Consider the following 19,555-nt stretch of genomic DNA (forward strand, 5'->3'; position numbering starts at 1 on the left):
GTTGGCTGGCACCGGCGGGCGCTAGATGCGCCGCGCCTGCCAGTAAGCTTTTTTCCAATAGACATTGTCCAGCGAGGAGCGCGTCACTCCCTGGCTGGTGGAGGCATGGATAAAGGCGTCGTCGGTGTCATAGATGCCGACGTGCAAGCCATTTTCGCCCCGGCCGGTCTTGAAGAAGATCAGATCGCCCGGCAGCAGCTCATCGCGGGAAATCTTGGTGCCGATCTCGGTCTGCGCGCGCGTGGTGCGCGGCAGCTGGATGTCAAAGCGATCCTGGAAGGTGCGGTAGACAAAGCCCGAGCAGTCAACGCCGCGCCGATCCAGCCCGCCATAGCGGTAGGGCGCGCCCCGCCACTGGCGCAGCTGGTCATGCAGTTGCGCCACCACGGTGATGGAGTCCGCCAGTCGGCCGCTGGGCGGCGGCGCATGGCTGCTGCACCCTACCAATAACCCACAGGCGAAGAGGACGCTGATAAGCAGAGGCCAGATTCTCATGGCGGAACATCCTTGATGTCGAGCGGAAAACCCTGTACAGGCCGTCAAACGGGGCCGGATATGCTGCTCAATGTAGCCTGATTTTGGCGATCGGCCAATGAAAAAACGGTGGAAATACCGGGGTGTAGCCACTTTTTGCCACACCCCAGTAGGAAGCGGAAGGTCAGGCGCTGCGGGTCATGATCCAGTGGCGATCGTCGGTGGTATGGCGCTGGAACGCCACGCCATAGACCGGGCCAAGGCGCACCGGATCAATCACCTGCTCGGGCGGGCCATCGGCCAGCAGTTCACCATGGTGCAAGAGCCACACTTGTTGCGCATGGTGCAGGCTCTGGTTGAGGTCATGGGCGCTGAGGATCACCGTCACGCCGTGGCGGCAGAGGTCGGCGATCAGCTGCTCGAGGGCGGCGCGTTGCGCCACATCAAGGCTGTTGGCTGGCTCATCCAGCAGCAGCAGGCGCGCGTCGGGGTTCAGGGTGGGCCAGATTTGTAGCAGCACCGCCATCAGCCGCACCCGTTGCCACTCGCCGCCGGAGAGCGCAGTGGTGATGCGCGCCAGCTTGTCATCCATCCGCAGGCGCGCCGCCAGTTGCGCCGTCACCTGCTCCACTGCGCGCGGGCCAGCGGCCGGAGGGGCGTGCAGCGCCAGATACTGGAAAACCGGCATCATGGCGAGCGGCGGCTGTTGCTGGCTGAGGTAGGCGCGACAGCCCGCCTGCTGCCGTCCACTGAGGGCGATGAGGGGCTGCCCAGCCAGCCGGGCCTCCCCGTGGCTGGGCATCACCCCAGCCAGCGCCGCCAGCAGCGAGCTTTTGCCCGCCCCATTCGGCCCAATCACATGCAACTGTTGGCCTGCCGCCACCTCGGCGCTGAACGGGGCCAGCCGCCCCGGCACGGCAAAGTGGCGCAGGTACAACATGTTATTTCGCCAGCGCGATTTTGATGGCTTCCATCACGATCGGGTCTTGCGGCCCCATGTCCGGCGCAAAGCGCTGGATCACCGTGCCGTCGCGGCCTACCAGAAACTTCTCAAAGTTCCACAAAATGTCCTGGGAGAATTTCGGCGCGCGCCCCTTGCTCACTAGCTTCTGGTAAAACTCGCTCTCCTCCGGCTGCACCGCCGTCGGGCAGGCCTCCACCAGTGCCTGATAGAGCGGATGGCGGTTGTCGCCGTTGACCTCAATCTTGCTGAACATCGGGAAGCTGACGCCATAAGTGGTCTGGCAGAAGGCCTGGATCTCCGCCTCACTGCCCGGCTCCTGGCCGGCGAACTCATTGCTCGGGAACCCCAGCACCTCAAAACCGCGCGGATGCCACGCCTGATAGATCTCCTCCAACTGCTCATACTGTTTGGTGAAACCACACTTTGAAGCGACGTTAACAATCAACAGCACCGACCCTTTATAGGCCTCCAGCGTGGTGGCCTTACCGTCAATGGTCTGCAACGGGATAGTAAAATCGACTTGATTCATTGCTTCTCTCCTTCGTTCAGGTGGGTTGGGCAGTAGACTGCCACAGAAAAGGGGTTGCCATTACACCTGCCGGCCCGGCAACCGGACCAGCAGCCAAATAAAGACTGGCGTGCCCAGCGTGGCGGTCACCACGCCAATCGGCAATTCCGCCGCAGGCAGCACGACACGTGCCAGCACATCCGCCAGCAGCAGGATGCCCGCCCCGGCCAGCGCACAGCCGGGCAACAGGCGGCGCTGGTCAGTCAGGCCGCACAGCCGCAGGATGTGGGGGATCACCAGGCCCACGAAGCCAATCACACCAGCCAATGCCACACTGACGCCAACCAACCAGCCGACCGCCAGCACCAGTAGGTTGCGCCAGAGGGCGACATCCAGTCCCAGCTGGCGCGCCGGGATGGCACCCAACGCCAATAGGTTGAGCGCCCGCCCCTGCCCGCCAAGCCAGAGCACCACCGGCACCAGCGCCAGCATCAGCCAGCCCTGTTGCCAGTCGACCCCGCCAAAGCCGCCCATCATCCAGTACATCAACTGGCGCAGATCGAGTTCGGTACTGAAGTAGACCGCCCAGGTCATGATGGCGCTGCCGACGATGCCAAGCGCCACGCCGACTAATAATAGCCGCGCATTGCTGAGTAGGCGCCGCCGCGCAACCATCAGTAACAAAAAGGTGACCAGCAGGGCGCCTGCCACGGCGCTGAGGCTGACCAGCCAGCCGGGCAGCGCCCCCTGCCCGATAAACAGCGCCAGCACCAAGGCCACGCCAGCGCCATTGGCGACGCCAAGCAGGCCCGGCTCCGCCAGCGGGTTCTCAAACAGCGACTGCATCACTGCGCCCGCCATCGCCAGCGCCGCGCCAGTCAGCATCACGGCCAGCGCGCGCGGCAGGCGGATCTGCCAGACAAACAGGCGGCTGGCTGGCTCCCACCAGTGCGTCGGCCCAATCCAGCTGTCGCCGGCGCTCAGGCTGAGCACCACACCCACCAGCAGCAGTAGCGATAACAGCCCGAGACGGCGGGCATCATGGCGGCGTTGTTGCGCCAACAGCTGGGTGAAGGTGGCGGATGTGGGGATTGGAGTGGCGCGTCGCATAGGTTCTGGCATCACCGGGTCTGGCTGGGATCAAAGGGTTATCCTACCGGGAAGCGGCGGCAGCGGGAAGCGTGACGGCAACGAGGAGAAAAAAACAGGCCGCACAAGGGCGGCCTGGGAGGTGGGAGGGTTACGGGCGGTGGTCACTGCCCTGTGGCGGCACTGGCTCGCCACCGCGGTTGTCGCCGTTGCGGTGGCCACCGTGGTTATCCGGGCCGCCATGATTATTGGCGTTGCCGTGGTTGTCCGGGCCGCCCCGTCCGTGGTCGCTACCGCGGTTGTCATGGCCGCGCGGCCCATTGTTATGCGGCTCATTATTGCGATGCTCCGGACGGTGCTGCTGCCAGCCGCCGCCATTCCAGTACATCCCACGCTCATTGCGGTCACCGATATGGCCGCCCTTGTGACTGTGCCACCACTGCGGCGGGCGCCAGTCATAGCCATCCCAGTAGTAACCACGGTTATCTTGGTCACCCAGATGCAACGAGACGCCAGGAACATTAATATCCAGAGACACACCTGCCTGCGCAATCGCTGGCAACGCCAATACGCCGCACAACACCAGACTACGCACCAGTAATAGAGAGGTTTTCATTTTATGCTCACCTTATTTATTTAGGCATGGCTTCTTATATCAATTCCAAAATGGAGCCGCCATCACTTTATGGCTCGTTTGCATATCTATTTCGCTGACCTTACATAATCCTTACACTTAGTTATTTCTGTGCTTTTATTTTTGGCTCTTTATTAATAAGCACCCTCCTTAACATCTCTTAACGATAATCTTACGTGCTTTATTTAATGGCTTTCATATACTGGATTTCTTCAATGAGAGGGTTATAACAATGATGCGTAAATTAATTGCCCTGATGGGCGTTGCTCTGGTGGTCTCTTCTCTTTCTGGTTGCCTGTTCCCGCCTCCGGGCGGCGGCGGTGGCTGGGGCGGTGGCGGCGGCCCAGGCGGCGGTTTCCACCATATGCGCTAACGTGCACAGTACTCGCCATCCTGTGTGAAAGTCTATTCAACCACATGATAGCCAACCAAATAATTAAGGGGAGCGATGCTCCCCTTTTTTATTTCCGCTGCCCTTAATTATTTCTTAACAGATATCAGAATAATCTTGAATAGTATTTACATGAACTGAAGAAAGATATTAATTGAGGAAATAAGTCTCGCTGCAATCGGCGGAATCTTATTACCTCGGGTAGGAATAAAAAAGAAGGCCGCACTGGGCGGCCTTTTTTTACGGTGTTTGCTTACTCTTTCGGCGTCGCGTTTTCTACCCGGCTCTTTAACTTCTGGCCTGGACGGAAAGTTACCACACGACGCGCCGTAATCGGAATGTCCTCACCCGTCTTCGGGTTACGGCCCGGACGTTGGTTTTTGTCGCGCAGATCGAAGTTACCGAACCCGGACAACTTGACTTGCTCTCCATTCTCCAAAGCACGACGTACTTCTTCGAAGAACAACTCCACCAGGTCTTTCGCATCCCGTTTGCTCAGCCCGAGCTTCTCAAACAGGTGTTCTGACATTTCAGCTTTAGTAAGCGCCATAGGTTCAATCCCTCAAGGATGCTTGGAATCGCTGTTTCAGGGCCTCTACGCATTTTGCAACGGTAGCGGCGATCTCCTCTTCTTCCAGTGTACGAGCGGTATCCTGCAATACCAGACTGATAGCCAGGCTCTTAAAACCGTCTGCCACGCCCTTGCCACGGTACACATCAAACAAGTTTACGCCAACTACCTGATTTGCGCCAACTTTCTTACATTCGGCCAAAATATCGTCTGCCGGAACGTTTTCAGCCACGACAACAGCGATGTCACGGCGGTTTGCCGGGAAGCGGGAAATCTCGCTCGCGTCAGGCACCACGCGGTCTGCGGCCTTGTTCCAGAGGATTTCAAACACCACGGTGCGGCTGTTAAGATCCAGTTTGCGCTCAAGTTCTGGGTGCACGACGCCAATGAAACCAATGTGTTCGCCGTGCAGATAGATGCCGGCGCTCTGGCCAGGATGCAGCGCCGGATTGGCCGCGGCACGGAACTGAATGTCCGCCGCTTTGCCAGTAAGCTCCAGAATTGCTTCGACATCCCCTTTCAGATCGTAGAAGTCCACTGGCTGGCGCGCCAGATCCCAGTGCTCTTCATAACGGTTGCCCGCGATCACCCCAGCCAGCATGAGATCCTGTCGGATACCCAAATCGGCCGCCTGATCAGGCACAAAGCGCAGGCCGCTCTCGAACAGGCGCACCCGGCCCTGCTGGCGGTTCTGGTTGTAAACCACAGCAGAGAGCAGGCCCGTCCAGAGGGAGAGACGCATGGCGGACATCTCAACCGAGATCGGGCTTGGCAGCACCAGCGCTGCTTCGCCGGGGTGCAGCAGTGCCTGCACTTTCGGATCAACGAAGCTGTAGGTGATCGCTTCCTGGTAGCCGCGATCCACTAGCAGGGTTTTCACGCGCTTCAGCGGCAGATCGGCCTCACGGTGCTTGGTCATCTCCAGATTGGCCCTGACCGGCACATCGGGAATATTGTTGTAGCCGTAGACGCGCGCCACCTCTTCCACCAGATCCTCTTCGATCTGCATGTCGAAGCGCCAGCTCGGTGCCACTGCCTGCCAGCCATTCTCGGTGGCGGTCACGGTGCAGCCAAGGCGCGTCAGGATGTCGCTAACCTGCTCATCGGCAATCTCGATGCCGATCAGGCGCGCCAGCTTCTCGCGGCGCAGGGTGATGGTCGCTGGCTGCGGTAGAGTCGCCTCGTGGGTGGCATCAATCACCGGGCCAGCCTCACCGCCACAGATCGCCAGCAGCAGCGCCGTGGCGCGCTCCAGAGCCTTGGGTTGCAGCGCCGGATCCACGCCGCGCTCGTAGCGGTGGGAAGCGTCAGTGTGCAGGCCGTGGCGGCGCGCACGGCCGGTGATCGCCAGCGGGTCAAAGTAGGCGCACTCCAGCAGCACGTCCTGCGTCTCTTCATTGACGCCGGAGTGTTCGCCGCCAAAGATGCCGCCCATTGCCAGCGCTTTCTGGTGGTCCGCGATCACCAGGGTGTCATCGCGCAGCGTCACTTCGTTGCCATCCAGCAGCACCAGCGTCTCATCCGGTTGCGCCATACGCACCACGATGCCGCCTTCAATGCGGTTCAGGTCAAAGGCGTGCATCGGCTGGCCCAGCTCAAGCAACACATAGTTGGTGACGTCCACCACCGGATCGATGGAGCGAATGCCGCAACGGCGCAGCTTCTCTTTCATCCACAGCGGGGTGGCCGCCTTGACGTTGATCCCTTTCACCACACGGCCCAGATAGCGTGGGCAGGCTTCCGTGGCTTCCACTTTGATGGGCAGCGTGTCAGCAATGGTAGCGGCAACCGGCGCAATCTCCGGCGCATTCAACGGCAGTTGGTTATTAACCGCCACATCGCGCGCAACGCCAATGATGCTCAGGCAGTCCGCACGGTTTGGCGTGACGCTGATCTCAATGGTGTTGTCATCCAGCTTGAGGAACTCGCGAATGTCGGTGCCAATCGGCGCATCTTCTGGCAGCTCAATGATGCCGTTGTGATCGTCCGAAATGCCCAGCTCAGAGAAGGAGCAGAGCATGCCCTCTGATGGCTCGCCACGCAGCTTGGCAGCCTTGATTTTGAAGTCGCCCGGTAGCACCGCGCCAACGGTGGCAACGGCCACTTTCAGGCCCTGACGGCAGTTTGGCGCGCCGCAGACGATGTCCAGCAGGCGCTCGCCGCCCACATTGACCTTGGTGACGCGCAGTTTGTCGGCGTTCGGGTGCTGGCCGCACTCCACCACCTCACCCACCACGACGCCGTGGAACGCGCCCGCCACTGGCTCGACGTCATCTACTTCCAAACCGGCCATGGTGATTTGCTCGGCCAGTTCATTGCTGCTGATGGCTGGGTTTACCCACTCACGCAACCAGAGTTCGCTGAATTTCATGTGATATTCCCGCCTTACTTAAACTGTTTGAGGAAACGCAGATCGTTTTCGAAGAATGCGCGCAGATCCGTCACGCCGTAGCGCAGCATGGTCAGACGCTCGATGCCCATGCCAAAGGCGAAGCCAGAGTAGACTTCAGGATCGATGCCAACATTGCGCAGTACGCTCGGGTGCACCATGCCGCAGCCCAGCACTTCCAGCCACTTGCCGTTTTTACCCATCACATCCACTTCCGCAGAGGGTTCGGTGAACGGGAAGTAGGAGGGACGGAAGCGGATCTGCAGATCGGCCTCAAAGAAGTTGTTCAGGAAGTTGTGCAGCGTGCCCTTCAGGTTGGTGAAGCTAATGTCCTTATCCACGATCAGCCCCTCCATCTGGTGGAACATCGGGGTGTGCGTCTGATCATAGTCATTACGGTAGACGCGGCCCGGCGCAATGATGCGGATCGGCGGCTGCTGGTTCTCCATGGTACGGATCTGCACGCCAGAGGTCTGGGTGCGCAGCAGGCGGGTGGCGTCAAACCAGAAGGTATCGTGGTCAGCGCGCGCCGGGTGGTGGCCCGGAATATTCAGGGCATCAAAGTTGTGGTAGTCATCCTCAATCTCCGGGCCAGTGGCGACGGAGAAGCCCAGCTCGCCAAAGAAGGCTTCCAGACGCTCTTGGGTGCGGGTCACCGGGTGCAGCCCGCCATTTTCCATGCGGCGGCCGGGCAGCGAGACATCAATGGTCTCCTGCGCCAGACGCGCGTTCAGGGCGGCGCTGTCCAGTTCACTTTTACGGGCATTCAGGGCGTCCTGCACTTCCTGCTTCGCCTGGTTGATCACCGCACCGGCAGCCGGGCGCTCCTCGGTGGGCACCTCGCGCAGGGATTGCATCTGCTGGGTAAAGTGGCCTTTTTTGCCAAAATATTCGACGCGCACCAACTCCAACGCGGCAGTATCTTTGGCGTCTTCTACGGCTGCCTTCGCGTTGGCAACCAGCTCTGCGAGATGTGGCATTGCTTTCCTCTTCTCGATCTTTGTTTATTATTCGCGCCGGACAACCCTCTCCCACTCCTGCAAGGCACTGAATGGTTTGCAAGGGCGAGACAAATTGCCTGCTCATTTCGCCAAAAAAAAAGCCTCCGCGAGGGAGGCTTTGGCGCTACTTTTCGTTTCTTTTCTTACGCGCAGAAGCCTCCTGAAATCAGGCGCTAAAGTAAAAAAAGAAGCGGAAAACAGCGGTATTCATGCTTGCATTACCTTGGAAATCAACTGACGGCTATTGTCGGGGCTAGCGGCGGTAAAAGTCAATTGTTCTTTGAATTACAACGTAAAAAGAGGGAGCAAGCTCCCTCTTTTCATCTGACTTACGCCAGAGCTGCTTTCGCTTTCTCAACCAGTGCGCTGAAGGCCACTTTGTCGAAGACTGCGATGTCAGCCAGAATCTTACGGTCAATTTCAATAGAGGCTTTTTTCAGGCCGTTAATGAATTTGCTGTAAGACATGTCGTTCTGACGGGCCGCAGCGTTGATACGTGCGATCCACAGTTGACGGAACTGGCGTTTTTTCTGACGGCGGTCACGGTAAGCGTATTGTCCAGCTTTGATAACTGCCTGGAAGGCAACACGATATACGCGCGAACGAGCACCGTAGTAACCTTTCGCCTGTTTTAAGATTTTTTTGTGACGTGCACGTGCAATCACACCACGTTTTACGCGAGCCATATGCTCTCCTGAGTTCTATTCTGAGTTAAAAAAAGTTAATTATGCGTACGGCAGACAAGCGACGACAAGGCCCAAATCATTCTTGGAAACCATGCCTTTAGGACGCAGGTGACGTTTACGTTTGGTAGCTTTTTTGGTCAGAATGTGACGCAGGTTAGCGTGCTTACGCTTAAAACCACCTTTAGCGGTCTTTTTGAAGCGTTTAGCGGCGCCACGTACAGTTTTAATCTTTGGCATTTTAATTTCCACTTCGCATTGTTAATTACAACGAATCAGCAGGCGAAAAAAACCCACACTGCGCGAACGCAGCGCGGGAGTTTTTACTTGGAAGCCTTACTGTTTCTTCTTAGGTGCGAGCACCATGATCATCTGACGGCCTTCGATCTTCGTAGGGAAGGATTCGACAACGGCCAGATCAGAATCTTCACACAGGTCTTTACGGACGCGGTTAAGCACTTCCATACCGATCTGTTGGTGCGCCATTTCACGCCCACGGAACCGCAGGGTGATTTTGGCTTTATCGCCATCTTCCAGAAAGCGAACCAGGTTGCGTAGTTTGACCTGATAGTCGCCATCATCGGTACCAGGTCGGAATTTGATTTCCTTGACCTGAATAACTTTCTGTTTTTTCTTCTGCTCTTTGGTAGATTTGCTCTTCTCATAGAGGAATTTGCCGTAATCCATAATACGGCACACCGGCGGCTCGGCATTTGGGCTGATTTCGACTAAATCAACGCCCGCTTCCTCAGCTTTCTCAAGAGCTTCATTCAGACTGACAATACCAATCTGCTCGCCATCGACGCCTGTTAGGCGAACTTCTTGGGCGCGAATTTCTCTGTTAATGCGATTCGGACGCGCCGGTTGAACTCGTTTTCCGCCTTTAATACTCTATTCCTCCAGTTGATGAAGACTTCTGCTGCGAATCTCGTTGAGCAGTTTGTCTACGACTTCGTTAACGTCCATGCTTCCCAGGTCTTTCCCGCGGCGGGTACGAACGGCCACTTTGCCTGCTTCGACCTCTTTATCACCACAGACCAACATATACGGGACACGACGTAACGTGTGTTCGCGAATTTTAAAGCCTATCTTCTCGTTTCTCAAGTCCGCTTTCACTCGAATGCCGACTTCTTGCAATTTTTTGGTCACTTGATCGACGTAATCGGACTGGCTGTCGGTGATGTTCATCACCACAACCTGCACCGGTGCTAACCAGGTTGGGAAGAAGCCTGCGTACTCTTCGGTAAGGATACCGATGAAGCGCTCCATAGACCCCAAAATGGCGCGGTGGATCATGACCGGGACCTGACGGTCGTTACTCTCGCCAACGTAAGAGGCATTCAGACGGCCTGGCAGAGAGAAATCGAGCTGCACGGTACCACACTGCCACGCGCGATCCAAACAATCATATAAGGTAAATTCAATTTTCGGGCCGTAGAAGGCGCCCTCACCCGGCTGATACTCAAACGGAATGTCGTTCTCAGTCAGCGCTGCGGCCAGGTCATCCTCAGCGCGGGTCCACATCTCGTCACTGCCGATACGTTTTTCCGGACGGGTCGACAATTTTACCACAATTTTCTCAAAGCCGAAGGTGCTGTACATGTCGTACACCATCTTGATGCAGCTGTTCACCTCATCACGCACCTGGTCTTCGGTACAGAAGACGTGGGCATCATCCTGGGTGAAGCCGCGCACGCGCATCAGGCCATGCAGCGCGCCTGACGGCTCGTTGCGGTGGCAGCTGCCGAACTCGGCCATGCGCAGCGGCAGGTCGCGGTAGGACTTCAGGCCTTGGTTGAAGATCTGCACGTGGCCGGGGCAGTTCATCGGCTTGATGCAGTACTCACGGTTCTCAGAGGAGGTGGTAAACATCGCCTCTTTGTAGTTGTCCCAGTGGCCGGTCTTTTCCCACAGCACACGGTCCATCATGAACGGGCCTTTCACTTCCTGGTACTGGTACTCTTTCAGCTTCATGCGCACAAAGGCTTCCAGCTCACGGAACACGGTCCAGCCGTCGTTGTGCCAGAACACCATGCCCGGTGCCTCTTCCTGCATGTGGTAGAGATCAAGCTGCTTGCCGATGCGGCGGTGGTCACGCTTGGCCGCCTCTTCCAGACGTTGCAGATAGGCGTTCAGCTGCTTCTTGTCCGCCCAGGCAGTGCCATAGATGCGTTGCAGCATCTTGTTCTTGCTGTCACCGCGCCAGTAGGCGCCAGAGGTCTTTTGCAGTTTGAAGTGGTGGCAGAAGCGCATGTTCGGCACGTGCGGGCCGCGGCACATGTCCACGTACTCTTCGTGATGGTAGAGGCCCGGATGGTCATCATGGCTGATGTTCTCATCTAAAATAGCCATCTTGTAGGTCTCACCGCGCGACTCGAAGGTGTCACGCGCTTCCTGCCAGCTCACGCGCTTCTTGATGACGTCATAATCTTTGTCCGCCAGCTCGTGCATACGCTTTTCGAGCAGCGCCAGATCTTCGTCCGTCAAGGTGCGATCCAGGTCGACATCATAGTAGAAACCGTTGTCAATCACCGGGCCGATGGCCATTTTGGTGTCCGGCCAGAGCTGCTTAATGGCATGGCCGAGCAGGTGCGCACAGGAGTGGCGCAGGATCTCCAGCCCCTCCTGATCCTTAACGGTGATGATGGCCAGCTGGGCATCCGCCTCGATCAGGTCGCTGGCGTCAACCAGCTCGCCGTTGACGCGGCCAGCAATACAGGCTTTCGCCAGGCCCGGGCCGATATCCATGGCGACATCCATCGGGGAGACGGCATGGTCAAAGTGGCGCTGGCTTCCATCTGGAAGAGTAATAACAGGCATGATAATTCCTTATCTACAGTGGTGAACCACACGACAGTTCACATGCAGTAATAAATTTAAGTGTATATTCAGCGTGTTGAGCGAAAATCTAACCCACAATTGTTACATTTCCCCCCAACCGGGCAAACAGTGGATCCTCCGGCCAAAGCCGGACAGCCTGTGGATAGTAACACTAAATAATTTGCTGATTCCAACCCCTTTCTTGGCGATCGGCAGATTGGTTGATGCAGAGAGGGGAAAGCGAAGGCCCGGCCAGTGGCCGGGCCGGGAAATCACTGGGCCGGTGCCTGAGCGCCCAGCACGCCGGTGCCAGCCGGGATGGTGGTGAAGCGGCTCAGGATCTCACTCCAGGTGCGGTTCGGGTCGAGGCCGGCGAACTGCTGTGGGTAGATGTCCTTGGCGAGGAACTCCAGCCCAACGATGTTGTACGGGTGGTTATAGAAGTTGTGGTAAACGCCGTAGAAGCGGTTGTCACGCAGCGCCTTAACTTCACTGAAGCCCGCACGTGTGCGCAGCGTATTGAAAGCAGCATCCACTTGCTGTTGCGTGACGTTGTAACCGAACGGCACTGCCGCGTTATTCTTGCTGGCCCACTGGGAACCAGAGACGATATAGACATCCGGTTTCAGGCTGATCACTTTCTCCAGCGAGACGTCACCCGTCGGGCCGGGCAGCAGGGAGGAGCCGACATTGCGCGCGCCAACCGCTTCCACCAGCGCGCCCCACCCTACGTGGGCGTGGGTAAAGCAGCAGGCATCCAGCCCGCCAAGGCCCGCTTTCGCCTCAATGAACACCAGCGGTTTTGGCTCAACGCTGGCGGTCTTGTCGAGCAGCATACGGTAGTGTTGCTGGTAGAAGTCCGTGTACTCCTTGGCCTCCTGCTCGCGGTTGAGCACTTCGCCCAGCAGCGTGATGCTCTTCGGCGTGTCCTCCACCGGCTTTTGCATGGTGTCGATAAACAGCACTGGCACATTCAGGGCCTTCATCTTCTCCAGCACCCCGGTTTCGCTCAGGGCCGGCTTGGCGCGCAGCTGCGCGATCATCAGGTCAGGGCGCTCAGCAATCACGCTCTCCAGATTGACTTCCCCTTTGTCACTGAAGCCCATGTCGAGAATTTTTTTCGCCGCCGGCCATTTGGTGTCGAGGATCTGCCAGGTCGCGTTGTCGCCCTTTTTCAACAGGTTGTTCCAGGCCACCACGCGGCCAAAAGGATTTTCACGATCCAGCAGCGCCAGCGCCAGAATGTCACGGCCATCCTGCACGATGATGCGTTTCGGCTCCTGTTTAAGGGTCAGGATCTGCCCGGCGGTGTCAGTGACGGTCAACGGATAGGTGGTGGCAATCGCCGGCGCGGCACAGCTGAGCGCCACAGCGGCAGCCAGCAGGGAGAGGAAACGTGGCACAAGGAACTCCTGTAAATAAAGTGTGCCGAGATAGTAATGAGAATTGATTGCATTATCAATCTCCCCCGGCCGCTTTTCCCCTCGCCAGTGTGCTGCCGTTTAGGCATCCGGGGTCAGCGACTGGTAAGCGGTGTTCACTTTCCACAGATAGCGCGGTGCCTGCGGGGCCGGATGCTTGGCCTGAATATGGGCGTAGAAGTCCTCTGGCGAGAGGCGGTTGATGGCGCGCACGGCCTGCTGGCGATCGGAGGAGAAGGTGCGCAGCAGCGCGCCCGCGCCGTTAACATAAGCCACGGTGATGGCATACCGCTGGGTCAGCGGGTTGTCGATGCCTGCCAGCTGGCGTTGCAGCATACTGAGGTAGGCGGTGCCCAAATCGATATTGATGGCCGGATCCTTCAATTCGCGGCTGCTCGGCTGACCACGTCGGCCTTTAAGCTGGTAAGCGTCCCGCCCGGCGGTCGAGGCTTTCAGCTGCATCAGCCCAATGGCGTTGGAGCGGCTGACCACGGCCGGGTTGAAACCCGACTCCACCTGGATAATCGCCTTCACCAGCGTCTCATCGACGTTATAGCGTCGGGCGGCCTGATGGATCACGTTCGCGTACTCCAGTGCCGCCATATTGGTGCCAGTGAACACCTGATTGCTGCCGCGCCGTGCGGGCTGTGGGGCCTCTTTATGGCTGGCGCAGCTGGCCAGCAGCAATACCGCCAGCAAATAACCGATCTGTCGCTTCACGTGGCTCTCTTCCTTATTCAAACGCGTTAAGCGGGGGTGCGCGTCAGCATACCGGCAGCGAAGCGGCACCTGAATAGGATTATTGGACTATCCTGATGAATATCTCATTAATCAGGAGAAACAGTATGGATATCCAACGCTATGTGGTGACGTTCCGCTACCAGGAGGAGAGTCTGGCAGACCCGGCCAACCTGACCAACCAGCTGACGCTGGCCGGCTTCACCACCACCCTGACGGATGAACAGGGCGTGCTACACGAACTGGGCAGCAACAGCTACGGCGTGACCGGCGTGCGCAGCGAGGAGGAGACGCGGGAACTGGCCGAACGGCTAGGTGAAACGGCGCTGGGGCGACGCCCGGAAGTGACGCTGGAGACACTGGCGGACTATCTGGCGCAGATTGACCAGACGCGGCTGACGCCCAAGGAGTGAATAGCGCCGGAAAAAGTTGCTCTTTTTTTAGCCGTAGTATCAAACGCGTATATACTTCTTAGGGCAACCTGCCCCGGCGGGCGCCCACGCGCCAGCCTGTGCGCCAGATCGTAATCAGTGATTTGCATGCAACCTGATGAATCATCGGCCGGACGGAGGGGAATAGTATGTGGCAAGCCATCAGTCACCTGTTGAATGATCACCTGGGCCCGGCGGAGATCCGCGAGCGCGTGTCACTGCCCGGCGGTGAAATCCACCCGGCCTGGCGGCTCAGTTACGGCGAGCACGAGGTGTTCGTCAAGGCTGACCGCCGCGATCTTCTGCCGATGTTCACTGCCGAGGCGGATCAGTTGGCGCTGCTGGCACGCAGCCAGACGGTGCGGGTGCCGGAGGTGTATGGCGTGGGGAGCGATCGTGAGGAGAGCTTCCTGCTGCTGGAGTTCATTCCCCTGCGCCCGCTGGATGGCCACGGGGCCTACCGCCTTGGCCAGCAGCTGGCCTGCCTGCACCAGTGGAGCGAGCAGTTGCAGTTTGGGCTGGATTTTGACAATGAACTGGCAACGCTGCCGCAGCCCAACAGCTGGCAGCGGCGCTGGAGCACCTTCTTCGCCGAGCAGCGCATTGGCTGGCAGTTACAGTTGGCGGCCGAACAGGGCATGACCTTCGGCAACATGGAGGAGATTATTGAGGCGGTCAAACAGCGGCTCTACGGCCACCAGCCCCAGCCCTCGCTGCTGCATGGCGACCTGTGGGCAGGCAACTGCGCCCTTGGCCCGGCGGGACCCGTGCTGTTTGACCCGGCCTGCTACTGGGGCGACCGCGAGTGCGATTTGGCGCTGCTGCCGCGCTACCCGCAGATTGCCGCCCAGCTCTATGACGGCTACCAGAGCATCTGGCCACTGCCAGCTGACTTTCTGGATCGCCAGCCGCTCTACCAGCTCTATACCCTGCTCAACCGCAGCAACCTGTTTGGCGGCCAGCATCTGGTGGCGGCGCAGCGCGCCGTCGACCAGTTGCTCTACCCGGAGAATGCCTGAGACGCGGCCTCAGGCAATCAGCCCCACCAGCCGCAGCACCAGCCAGGCCAGCACCGCAATGATCACTGGCAGCACATAGAGCGGGAAGAATTGCAGGAAGATGGTGTGGTGCGGCAGGCTAATTCTCTCCTCCACCTGCTCCCGGCTGCGCCCCTCCGTACCGCGCGCCTGCTCGAGGATCATCTGGTCCTCCACCCCTTCACGCACATGGCGTACCTGACGTGACATCCGCGCGCCCGAGGCGCGCAGCGCCAGTCCGACAAAGATCAAAATATAGATGAGGATGAACATCAGGTTGGCGCCAGCTAACCCCTGCCCCAGCACGGGCACCGGCGAATTTTGCCAGAAAGTGTTTAGGAAAGGCGTATTGAAGCGGGCCATCTCAATCATCACATGCATGAAATCGATCATGACCGCATTGATGCCCTGCGTCTGCTTGCTCTGCGCGTAGATAAAATTCAGCAGTGATACCAGCGTCGAGAGCAGCGCCGGGATAAAGACCACCCAGCCCGCAATCCTTTTAAGCACGGCGATGCGCCCCGCCTGTTGATACGTCATGGTTTCCCCTTGTATAGACGTGATTTCCATCTGCCAAGTTTACCCACAGATAGAAATTCCGCCCAACCATTTAATCATTTAGCAGAGTGCGGCCACGGTGCTACAGTGGCGGCAGATTCCGTTCACTTGCCACGAGGAGCCGTTGCGCATGGCCTATGTTCGCCCGATACACGCCGTGATTTTTGATATGGATGGCCTGCTGATTGATTCAGAGCCGCTATGGACTCAAGCCGAGCTGGATATTTTCGGCACGCTGGGGCTGGATCTCTCCCAGCGTGACAGCCTGCCCGACACGCTGGGGTTACGCATCGATCAGGTGGTGGCGATGTGGTATCAAACGATGCCGTGGCAAGGCCCGAGTCAGGCGGAGGTAGCGGCGCGTATCATTGACCGCACCCTGGCGCTGGTCGAGCAGCAACAGCCGCTGCTGCCGGGCGTCGGCCACGCGCTGGCGCTCTGTCGCCAGCTGGGGCTGAAAATCGGCATCGCCTCTGCTTCGCCGCGTATGATGATTGACCGGGTATTGGCGATGTTTGGGCTGGAGGCGGATTTCCCGGTGCGCGTCTCGGCCCAGCCCCTCGCCTACAGCAAGCCGCACCCGGAGGTCTACCTGCTGGCGGCGCAGCAACTGGGGGTCGATCCCTTGAACTGCGTAACGCTGGAGGATTCGGTCAACGGCATGATCGCCACCAAGGCGGCGCGGATGCGCTCTATCGTGGTGCCCGCGCCGGGGGATCGGGGGGACGTGCGCTGGGCGCTGGCTGACATCCGGCTGGACTCCCTGGCACAATTGACTGCGGAGCACTTGCGCTAAGGCGGCATGGCGGGCGGCGTGCCGCCCGTTCACACGCTTAGAGGAAGTCGGCGCGTTTTGGCGAAAAGGTGTCAATCAGCAGGCTGTTTGGCTCCAGCGCCACCACGCCATGCATCTCATGTTTTACCGCCCGGTAGGCGTCGCCGGTTTTCAGCACCCGTTTCACCCCCTCAATCTCCACCTCAAAACTGCCGGCGGCCACGTAGGCGATCTGGTCATGGATCTCATGGCTGTGCGGCGTGCCGACCGCACCCTCATCAAACTGCACCGCCACCATCATTAAATCTTCGCTCCAGGTCATTACCTTGCGTCTGACGCCCCGCCCTAGATCTTCCCATGGGGTCTCCTGATCAAAAAAGAATGTGTTCATACCCTGCTCCTGTCGTCATAAGTGGGATTGCTTGGGCAATCATAGCAGCCCCATCCAGCTGGGCGTCAGCTACCGAGGTGCAAAAGCATGACGCTGCTCAAAGTATAAATAAAACGTTATTTCATTTTTATTGAATTCATATACCGCCGGCACTATGCTTTGTGAAGACGAGGGTGCACCGGGTGCCCAAGATGGGCAGGCTGTCGCTGCCACGCGGCCTCTCCCTCTGCCCGACGCATCCCTCTCCCTTCCTCCCCAATCCCTATGAGGCACTGACATGCAAGTCCGTCAAAGCATCCACAGCGACCACGCCAAACAGCTCGACACCGCCGGCCTGCGCCGTGAGTTCCTGATTGAAAAGATTTTTGAAGACGATACCTACACCATGACCTACAGCCACATCGACCGCATCATCATTGGCGGCATCAAGCCGGTGCAGAAGACGGTCTCCATTGGCGGCGAGGTGGGCAAGCAGCTGGGGGTGAGTTACTTCCTGGAGCGCCGCGAACTGGGCGTGATCAACATTGGCGGGCCGGGGCTGATTGTGGTGGATGGCGAAACCTTCGAGGTAGGCAACGAAGAGGCGCTGTACGTCGGCAAAGGCGCAGAGGTGGTGGAGTTCAGCAGCGTCGAGGCATCACGCCCGGCCAAGTTCTACTACAATAGCGCGCCGGCGCACACCACCTACCCCAACCGCAAAATCACGCTGGCTGAGGCGTCGCCGCAGACGCTGGGCGAGGATGCCACCAGCAACCGCCGTACCATCAACAAATTTATCGTGCCGGACGTGCTCCCCACCTGCCAGCTCACGATGGGGCTGACCAAGCTGGCCGACGGCAACCTGTGGAACACCATGCCGTGCCACACCCATGAGCGCCGGATGGAGGTCTACTTCTACTTCGACATGGATGAAGAGACCGCCGTATTCCACATGATGGGCCAGCCGCAGGAGACGCGCCACCTGCTGGTGCAGAATGAGCAGGCGGTGATTTCGCCCAGCTGGTCAATCCACGCGGGCGTCGGCACCAAGCGCTACACCTTCATCTGGGGCATGATCGGCGAAAATCAGGTCTTCGGCGATATGGACCACGTCGCCGTCCGCGACCTGCGCTAGACGCCGTGACCTTCACCTGCATAAAACAGCTACCATAAGAGAGTGAACGATGATGCTGAGCGCGTTTGAACTGAAAGATCGAGTGGCCCTGGTAACAGGGTGCAACACCGGGTTGGGTCAGGGAATGGCCATCGGGCTGGCGCAGGCGGGATGCGACATTATTGGCGTCACCCACTCTGACGCTGGCGAGACCCAACAGGCGGTGGAAGCGCTCGGGCGTCGCTTCCTGAGTATCCGGGCGGACCTGAGCAGCATCGAGGTGATCCCCGGCATTCTGGAGCAGGCGGTGGCGCACTTTGGCCGCATCGATATCCTGGTCAACAACGCTGGCATTATCCGCCGCCAGGACGCCCTGGCGTTCAGTGAGCAGGAGTGGGACGAGGTGATGAACGTCAACATCAAAACCGTCTTCTTCCTGTCACAAGCGGTGGCAAAGCAGTTTATCCAGCAGGGCGACGGCGGCAAGATCATCAACATCGCCTCGATGCTCTCTTATCAGGGCGGCATCCGCGTCCCCTCCTACACCGCCTCGAAGAGTGCGGTACTGGGTGTCACCCGCCTGTTGGCCAACGAGTGGGCGAAGCATGGCATCAACGTCAACGCCATCGCGCCAGGTTACATGGTGACCAACAACACCCAGCAACTGCGTGAGGATGAGGATCGCAGCAAGGAGATCCTCGACCGCATCCCGGCAGGCCGCTGGGGGGTGCCAGAGGATATGATGGGGCCGGTGGTATTTCTGGCGTCCAGCGCCTCGGACTATGTCAACGGCTACACGCTGGCGGTTGACGGCGGTTGGCTGGCGCGTTAACGTCCCCTCCCTTTATCACGCGGCCAATGGCCGCGTTTTTTATGCACGATATTTCCCTGTGCTTGCAAATAGTTACACCGTCACCGCTTCCGCCGTTCCTGAATATGCCTTATACTGGATAAAATAACAGTTTTACCCGTCAGGATGTTTGGTTATGACCGCCGAAGGGCATCTCATCTTTTCCGTTGCCTGCGCCATTTTCGCGAAAAAGGCCGAGCTTACCCCTGAGCTGGCCCAAGGCGACTGGTGGCACATTATTCCCAGCGCGCTGGTTACCTCCCTGCTGCCCGACATTGATCACCCCCGCTCGCTGCTTGGCCGACGGCTGAAGTGGATCTCCGTCCCGATCTCGCGCATGTTTGGCCACCGTGGCTTTACCCATAGCCTGCTGGCAGTGGCGATCGGCATTCTGCTGTTCCGCGCCAAACTGCCGCCGGAGTGGGGCATCCCGCTGGATGTGCTACATGCCATGATTGTCGGCTACCTCAGCCACATCGTGGCGGACATGCTGACGCCGGCTGGCGTACCGCTGCTGTGGCCCTTCCGCTGGCGCTTCCGTATGCCGATCCTCAACAGCCAGCGCGGCAACCAGCGGGAGCGCACCCTCTGCCTGTTGCTGGTGGGGCTGGCGGTCTGGTGGCAACAGGGGCCAGCGCTGGCGAGCATGTTGCACTTGCAGGATGTCGGCGCGCTGATCAAAAACTTCACGTCTATCTGACCGGCTTATCATCAAGCCGGTGAAAGATCACACAAAA

The 19,555-nt window shown here is 58.7% G+C and carries 24 protein-coding genes and 1 other annotated feature; of the genes, 7 read left to right on the plus strand and 17 right to left on the minus strand.

What is annotated here, in order from left to right; all coding sequences use genetic code 11:
- Window positions 1-21: 21 nt before the first annotated feature.
- From ACK3SD_RS09980 to ACK3SD_RS10000, 5 genes are all read right to left on the minus strand, one after another.
- Window positions 22-495 carry an NlpC/P60 family protein gene (locus ACK3SD_RS09980; protein WP_137763415.1) on the minus strand — a complete coding sequence of 158 codons (474 nt, stop codon included), beginning with the start codon at window positions 493-495 and terminating at the stop codon, window positions 22-24.
- A 163-nt stretch (window positions 496-658) separates the two neighbouring features.
- Window positions 659-1,414, minus strand: a complete 756-nt coding sequence (gene btuD, locus ACK3SD_RS09985) for a vitamin B12 ABC transporter ATP-binding protein BtuD (protein ID WP_481125376.1) — start codon at window positions 1,412-1,414, stop codon at window positions 659-661.
- Between the two features lies 1 nt (window position 1,415).
- Window positions 1,416-1,967: a glutathione peroxidase gene (locus ACK3SD_RS09990; protein WP_137763417.1), complete on the minus strand. Its 552-nt coding sequence runs from the start codon at window positions 1,965-1,967 to the stop codon at window positions 1,416-1,418.
- A gap of 60 nt (window positions 1,968-2,027) precedes the next feature.
- The gene (gene btuC / locus ACK3SD_RS09995) at window positions 2,028-3,038 is read right to left on the minus strand and encodes a vitamin B12 ABC transporter permease BtuC (RefSeq protein ID WP_481127529.1); all 1,011 of its coding nucleotides are present in this window, start codon (window positions 3,036-3,038) and stop codon (window positions 2,028-2,030) included.
- A gap of 148 nt (window positions 3,039-3,186) precedes the next feature.
- Complete coding sequence (locus tag ACK3SD_RS10000; protein WP_481125377.1) at window positions 3,187-3,651, minus strand: DUF2502 domain-containing protein; 465 nt, start codon at window positions 3,649-3,651, stop codon at window positions 3,187-3,189.
- A gap of 250 nt (window positions 3,652-3,901) precedes the next feature.
- Here ACK3SD_RS10000 and ACK3SD_RS10005 point away from each other — a divergent pair, with 250 nt between their 5' ends.
- Window positions 3,902-4,042: a hypothetical protein gene (locus ACK3SD_RS10005; protein WP_168195782.1), complete on the plus strand. Its 141-nt coding sequence runs from the start codon at window positions 3,902-3,904 to the stop codon at window positions 4,040-4,042.
- A 271-nt stretch (window positions 4,043-4,313) separates the two neighbouring features.
- Here ACK3SD_RS10005 and ihfA read toward each other — a convergent pair whose 3' ends face one another.
- From ihfA to ACK3SD_RS10055, 10 genes are all read right to left on the minus strand, one after another.
- A complete protein-coding gene (ihfA, locus tag ACK3SD_RS10010) occupies window positions 4,314-4,610 on the minus strand; it encodes an integration host factor subunit alpha (protein WP_004717732.1) in 297 nt (98 codons plus the stop codon).
- A 4-nt stretch (window positions 4,611-4,614) separates the two neighbouring features.
- Entirely contained in the window at window positions 4,615-7,002 is a 2,388-nt protein-coding gene (pheT, locus tag ACK3SD_RS10015) for a phenylalanine--tRNA ligase subunit beta (protein ID WP_481125378.1), read from the minus strand.
- Window positions 7,003-7,016: 14 nt separating this feature from the next.
- Window positions 7,017-8,000: a phenylalanine--tRNA ligase subunit alpha gene (gene pheS / locus ACK3SD_RS10020; RefSeq protein WP_137763421.1), complete on the minus strand. Its 984-nt coding sequence runs from the start codon at window positions 7,998-8,000 to the stop codon at window positions 7,017-7,019.
- 112 nt (window positions 8,001-8,112) lie between these two features.
- Window positions 8,113-8,237: a sequence feature (Phe leader region), on the minus strand.
- Complete coding sequence (gene pheM, locus ACK3SD_RS10025) at window positions 8,188-8,232, minus strand: pheST operon leader peptide PheM (RefSeq protein ID WP_168195886.1); 45 nt, start codon at window positions 8,230-8,232, stop codon at window positions 8,188-8,190. (Overlaps the previous feature by 45 nt.)
- Window positions 8,238-8,350: 113 nt before the next feature.
- Window positions 8,351-8,707: a 50S ribosomal protein L20 gene (gene rplT, locus ACK3SD_RS10030; RefSeq protein WP_013576134.1), complete on the minus strand. Its 357-nt coding sequence runs from the start codon at window positions 8,705-8,707 to the stop codon at window positions 8,351-8,353.
- Window positions 8,708-8,746: 39 nt separating this feature from the next.
- Window positions 8,747-8,944, minus strand: coding sequence for a 50S ribosomal protein L35 (gene rpmI / locus ACK3SD_RS10035; protein ID WP_137763422.1), 198 nt, complete (start codon window positions 8,942-8,944; stop codon window positions 8,747-8,749).
- Window positions 8,945-9,040: 96 nt separating this feature from the next.
- Window positions 9,041-9,592 (minus strand): translation initiation factor IF-3, encoded by a 552-nt coding sequence (gene infC, locus ACK3SD_RS10040; protein ID WP_137763423.1) that lies wholly within the window; start codon window positions 9,590-9,592, stop codon window positions 9,041-9,043.
- Between the two features lie 3 nt (window positions 9,593-9,595).
- A complete protein-coding gene (gene thrS, locus ACK3SD_RS10045; RefSeq protein WP_137763424.1) occupies window positions 9,596-11,524 on the minus strand; it encodes a threonine--tRNA ligase in 1,929 nt (642 codons plus the stop codon).
- Window positions 11,525-11,796: 272 nt separating this feature from the next.
- Window positions 11,797-12,927, minus strand: coding sequence for an ABC transporter substrate-binding protein (locus ACK3SD_RS10050; protein ID WP_481125379.1), 1,131 nt, complete (start codon window positions 12,925-12,927; stop codon window positions 11,797-11,799).
- Window positions 12,928-13,026: 99 nt separating this feature from the next.
- A complete protein-coding gene (locus ACK3SD_RS10055; RefSeq protein WP_137763426.1) occupies window positions 13,027-13,665 on the minus strand; it encodes a transglycosylase SLT domain-containing protein in 639 nt (212 codons plus the stop codon).
- 125 nt (window positions 13,666-13,790) lie between these two features.
- Here ACK3SD_RS10055 and ghoS point away from each other — a divergent pair, with 125 nt between their 5' ends.
- Together ghoS and ACK3SD_RS10065 are read left to right on the plus strand one after the other, a co-directional pair.
- Window positions 13,791-14,096: a type V toxin-antitoxin system endoribonuclease antitoxin GhoS gene (gene ghoS / locus ACK3SD_RS10060; protein ID WP_137763427.1), complete on the plus strand. Its 306-nt coding sequence runs from the start codon at window positions 13,791-13,793 to the stop codon at window positions 14,094-14,096.
- A 167-nt stretch (window positions 14,097-14,263) separates the two neighbouring features.
- Complete coding sequence (locus tag ACK3SD_RS10065; protein ID WP_481125380.1) at window positions 14,264-15,133, plus strand: fructosamine kinase family protein; 870 nt, start codon at window positions 14,264-14,266, stop codon at window positions 15,131-15,133.
- Window positions 15,134-15,142: 9 nt separating this feature from the next.
- Here the strand turns inward: ACK3SD_RS10065 and ACK3SD_RS10070 are convergent, their stop codons facing one another.
- The gene (locus ACK3SD_RS10070; protein ID WP_137763429.1) at window positions 15,143-15,691 is read right to left on the minus strand and encodes a YniB family protein; all 549 of its coding nucleotides are present in this window, start codon (window positions 15,689-15,691) and stop codon (window positions 15,143-15,145) included.
- 148 nt (window positions 15,692-15,839) lie between these two features.
- Between ACK3SD_RS10070 and hxpB the strand changes: the two genes are divergently transcribed.
- The gene (gene hxpB, locus ACK3SD_RS10075; protein ID WP_481125381.1) at window positions 15,840-16,505 is read left to right on the plus strand and encodes a hexitol phosphatase HxpB; all 666 of its coding nucleotides are present in this window, start codon (window positions 15,840-15,842) and stop codon (window positions 16,503-16,505) included.
- Window positions 16,506-16,542: 37 nt separating this feature from the next.
- Here hxpB and ACK3SD_RS10080 read toward each other — a convergent pair whose 3' ends face one another.
- A complete protein-coding gene (locus ACK3SD_RS10080; RefSeq protein ID WP_481125382.1) occupies window positions 16,543-16,875 on the minus strand; it encodes a cupin domain-containing protein in 333 nt (110 codons plus the stop codon).
- 277 nt (window positions 16,876-17,152) lie between these two features.
- Here ACK3SD_RS10080 and kduI point away from each other — a divergent pair, with 277 nt between their 5' ends.
- From kduI to ACK3SD_RS10095, 3 genes are all read left to right on the plus strand, one after another.
- Window positions 17,153-17,989, plus strand: a complete 837-nt coding sequence (gene kduI / locus ACK3SD_RS10085; RefSeq protein WP_137763432.1) for a 5-dehydro-4-deoxy-D-glucuronate isomerase — start codon at window positions 17,153-17,155, stop codon at window positions 17,987-17,989.
- A 49-nt stretch (window positions 17,990-18,038) separates the two neighbouring features.
- Window positions 18,039-18,800: a 2-dehydro-3-deoxy-D-gluconate 5-dehydrogenase KduD gene (gene kduD / locus ACK3SD_RS10090; protein WP_481125383.1), complete on the plus strand. Its 762-nt coding sequence runs from the start codon at window positions 18,039-18,041 to the stop codon at window positions 18,798-18,800.
- 154 nt (window positions 18,801-18,954) lie between these two features.
- Window positions 18,955-19,518 carry a metal-dependent hydrolase gene (locus ACK3SD_RS10095; RefSeq protein ID WP_481125384.1) on the plus strand — a complete coding sequence of 188 codons (564 nt, stop codon included), beginning with the start codon at window positions 18,955-18,957 and terminating at the stop codon, window positions 19,516-19,518.
- The last annotated feature ends 37 nt before the right edge of the window (window positions 19,519-19,555 follow it).

Source organism: Chimaeribacter sp. YP20170169, assembly GCF_056739715.1.

Excerpts from the sequence above, each read along its gene's own strand:
- ACK3SD_RS09980 (WP_137763415.1), bottom strand. The coding sequence starts at position 495 with ATGAGAATCTGGCCTCTGCTTATCAGCGTCCTCTTCGCCTGTGGGTTA.
- btuD (WP_481125376.1), bottom strand. The coding sequence starts at position 1,414 with ATGTTGTACCTGCGCCACTTTGCCGTGCCGGGGCGGCTGGCCCCGTTC.
- ACK3SD_RS09990 (WP_137763417.1), bottom strand. The coding sequence starts at position 1,967 with ATGAATCAAGTCGATTTTACTATCCCGTTGCAGACCATTGACGGTAAG.
- ACK3SD_RS10000 (WP_481125377.1), bottom strand. The coding sequence starts at position 3,651 with ATGAAAACCTCTCTATTACTGGTGCGTAGTCTGGTGTTGTGCGGCGTA.
- ACK3SD_RS10005 (WP_168195782.1), top strand. The coding sequence starts at position 3,902 with ATGATGCGTAAATTAATTGCCCTGATGGGCGTTGCTCTGGTGGTCTCT.
- ihfA (WP_004717732.1), bottom strand. The coding sequence starts at position 4,610 with ATGGCGCTTACTAAAGCTGAAATGTCAGAACACCTGTTTGAGAAGCTC.
- pheT (WP_481125378.1), bottom strand. The coding sequence starts at position 7,002 with ATGAAATTCAGCGAACTCTGGTTGCGTGAGTGGGTAAACCCAGCCATC.
- pheS (WP_137763421.1), bottom strand. The coding sequence starts at position 8,000 with ATGCCACATCTCGCAGAGCTGGTTGCCAACGCGAAGGCAGCCGTAGAA.
- rplT (WP_013576134.1), bottom strand. The coding sequence starts at position 8,707 with ATGGCTCGCGTAAAACGTGGTGTGATTGCACGTGCACGTCACAAAAAA.
- rpmI (WP_137763422.1), bottom strand. The coding sequence starts at position 8,944 with ATGCCAAAGATTAAAACTGTACGTGGCGCCGCTAAACGCTTCAAAAAG.
- thrS (WP_137763424.1), bottom strand. The coding sequence starts at position 11,524 with ATGCCTGTTATTACTCTTCCAGATGGAAGCCAGCGCCACTTTGACCAT.
- ghoS (WP_137763427.1), top strand. The coding sequence starts at position 13,791 with ATGGATATCCAACGCTATGTGGTGACGTTCCGCTACCAGGAGGAGAGT.
- ACK3SD_RS10065 (WP_481125380.1), top strand. The coding sequence starts at position 14,264 with ATGTGGCAAGCCATCAGTCACCTGTTGAATGATCACCTGGGCCCGGCG.
- ACK3SD_RS10070 (WP_137763429.1), bottom strand. The coding sequence starts at position 15,691 with ATGACGTATCAACAGGCGGGGCGCATCGCCGTGCTTAAAAGGATTGCG.
- hxpB (WP_481125381.1), top strand. The coding sequence starts at position 15,840 with ATGGCCTATGTTCGCCCGATACACGCCGTGATTTTTGATATGGATGGC.
- ACK3SD_RS10080 (WP_481125382.1), bottom strand. The coding sequence starts at position 16,875 with ATGAACACATTCTTTTTTGATCAGGAGACCCCATGGGAAGATCTAGGG.
- kduI (WP_137763432.1), top strand. The coding sequence starts at position 17,153 with ATGCAAGTCCGTCAAAGCATCCACAGCGACCACGCCAAACAGCTCGAC.
- kduD (WP_481125383.1), top strand. The coding sequence starts at position 18,039 with ATGATGCTGAGCGCGTTTGAACTGAAAGATCGAGTGGCCCTGGTAACA.
- ACK3SD_RS10095 (WP_481125384.1), top strand. The coding sequence starts at position 18,955 with ATGACCGCCGAAGGGCATCTCATCTTTTCCGTTGCCTGCGCCATTTTC.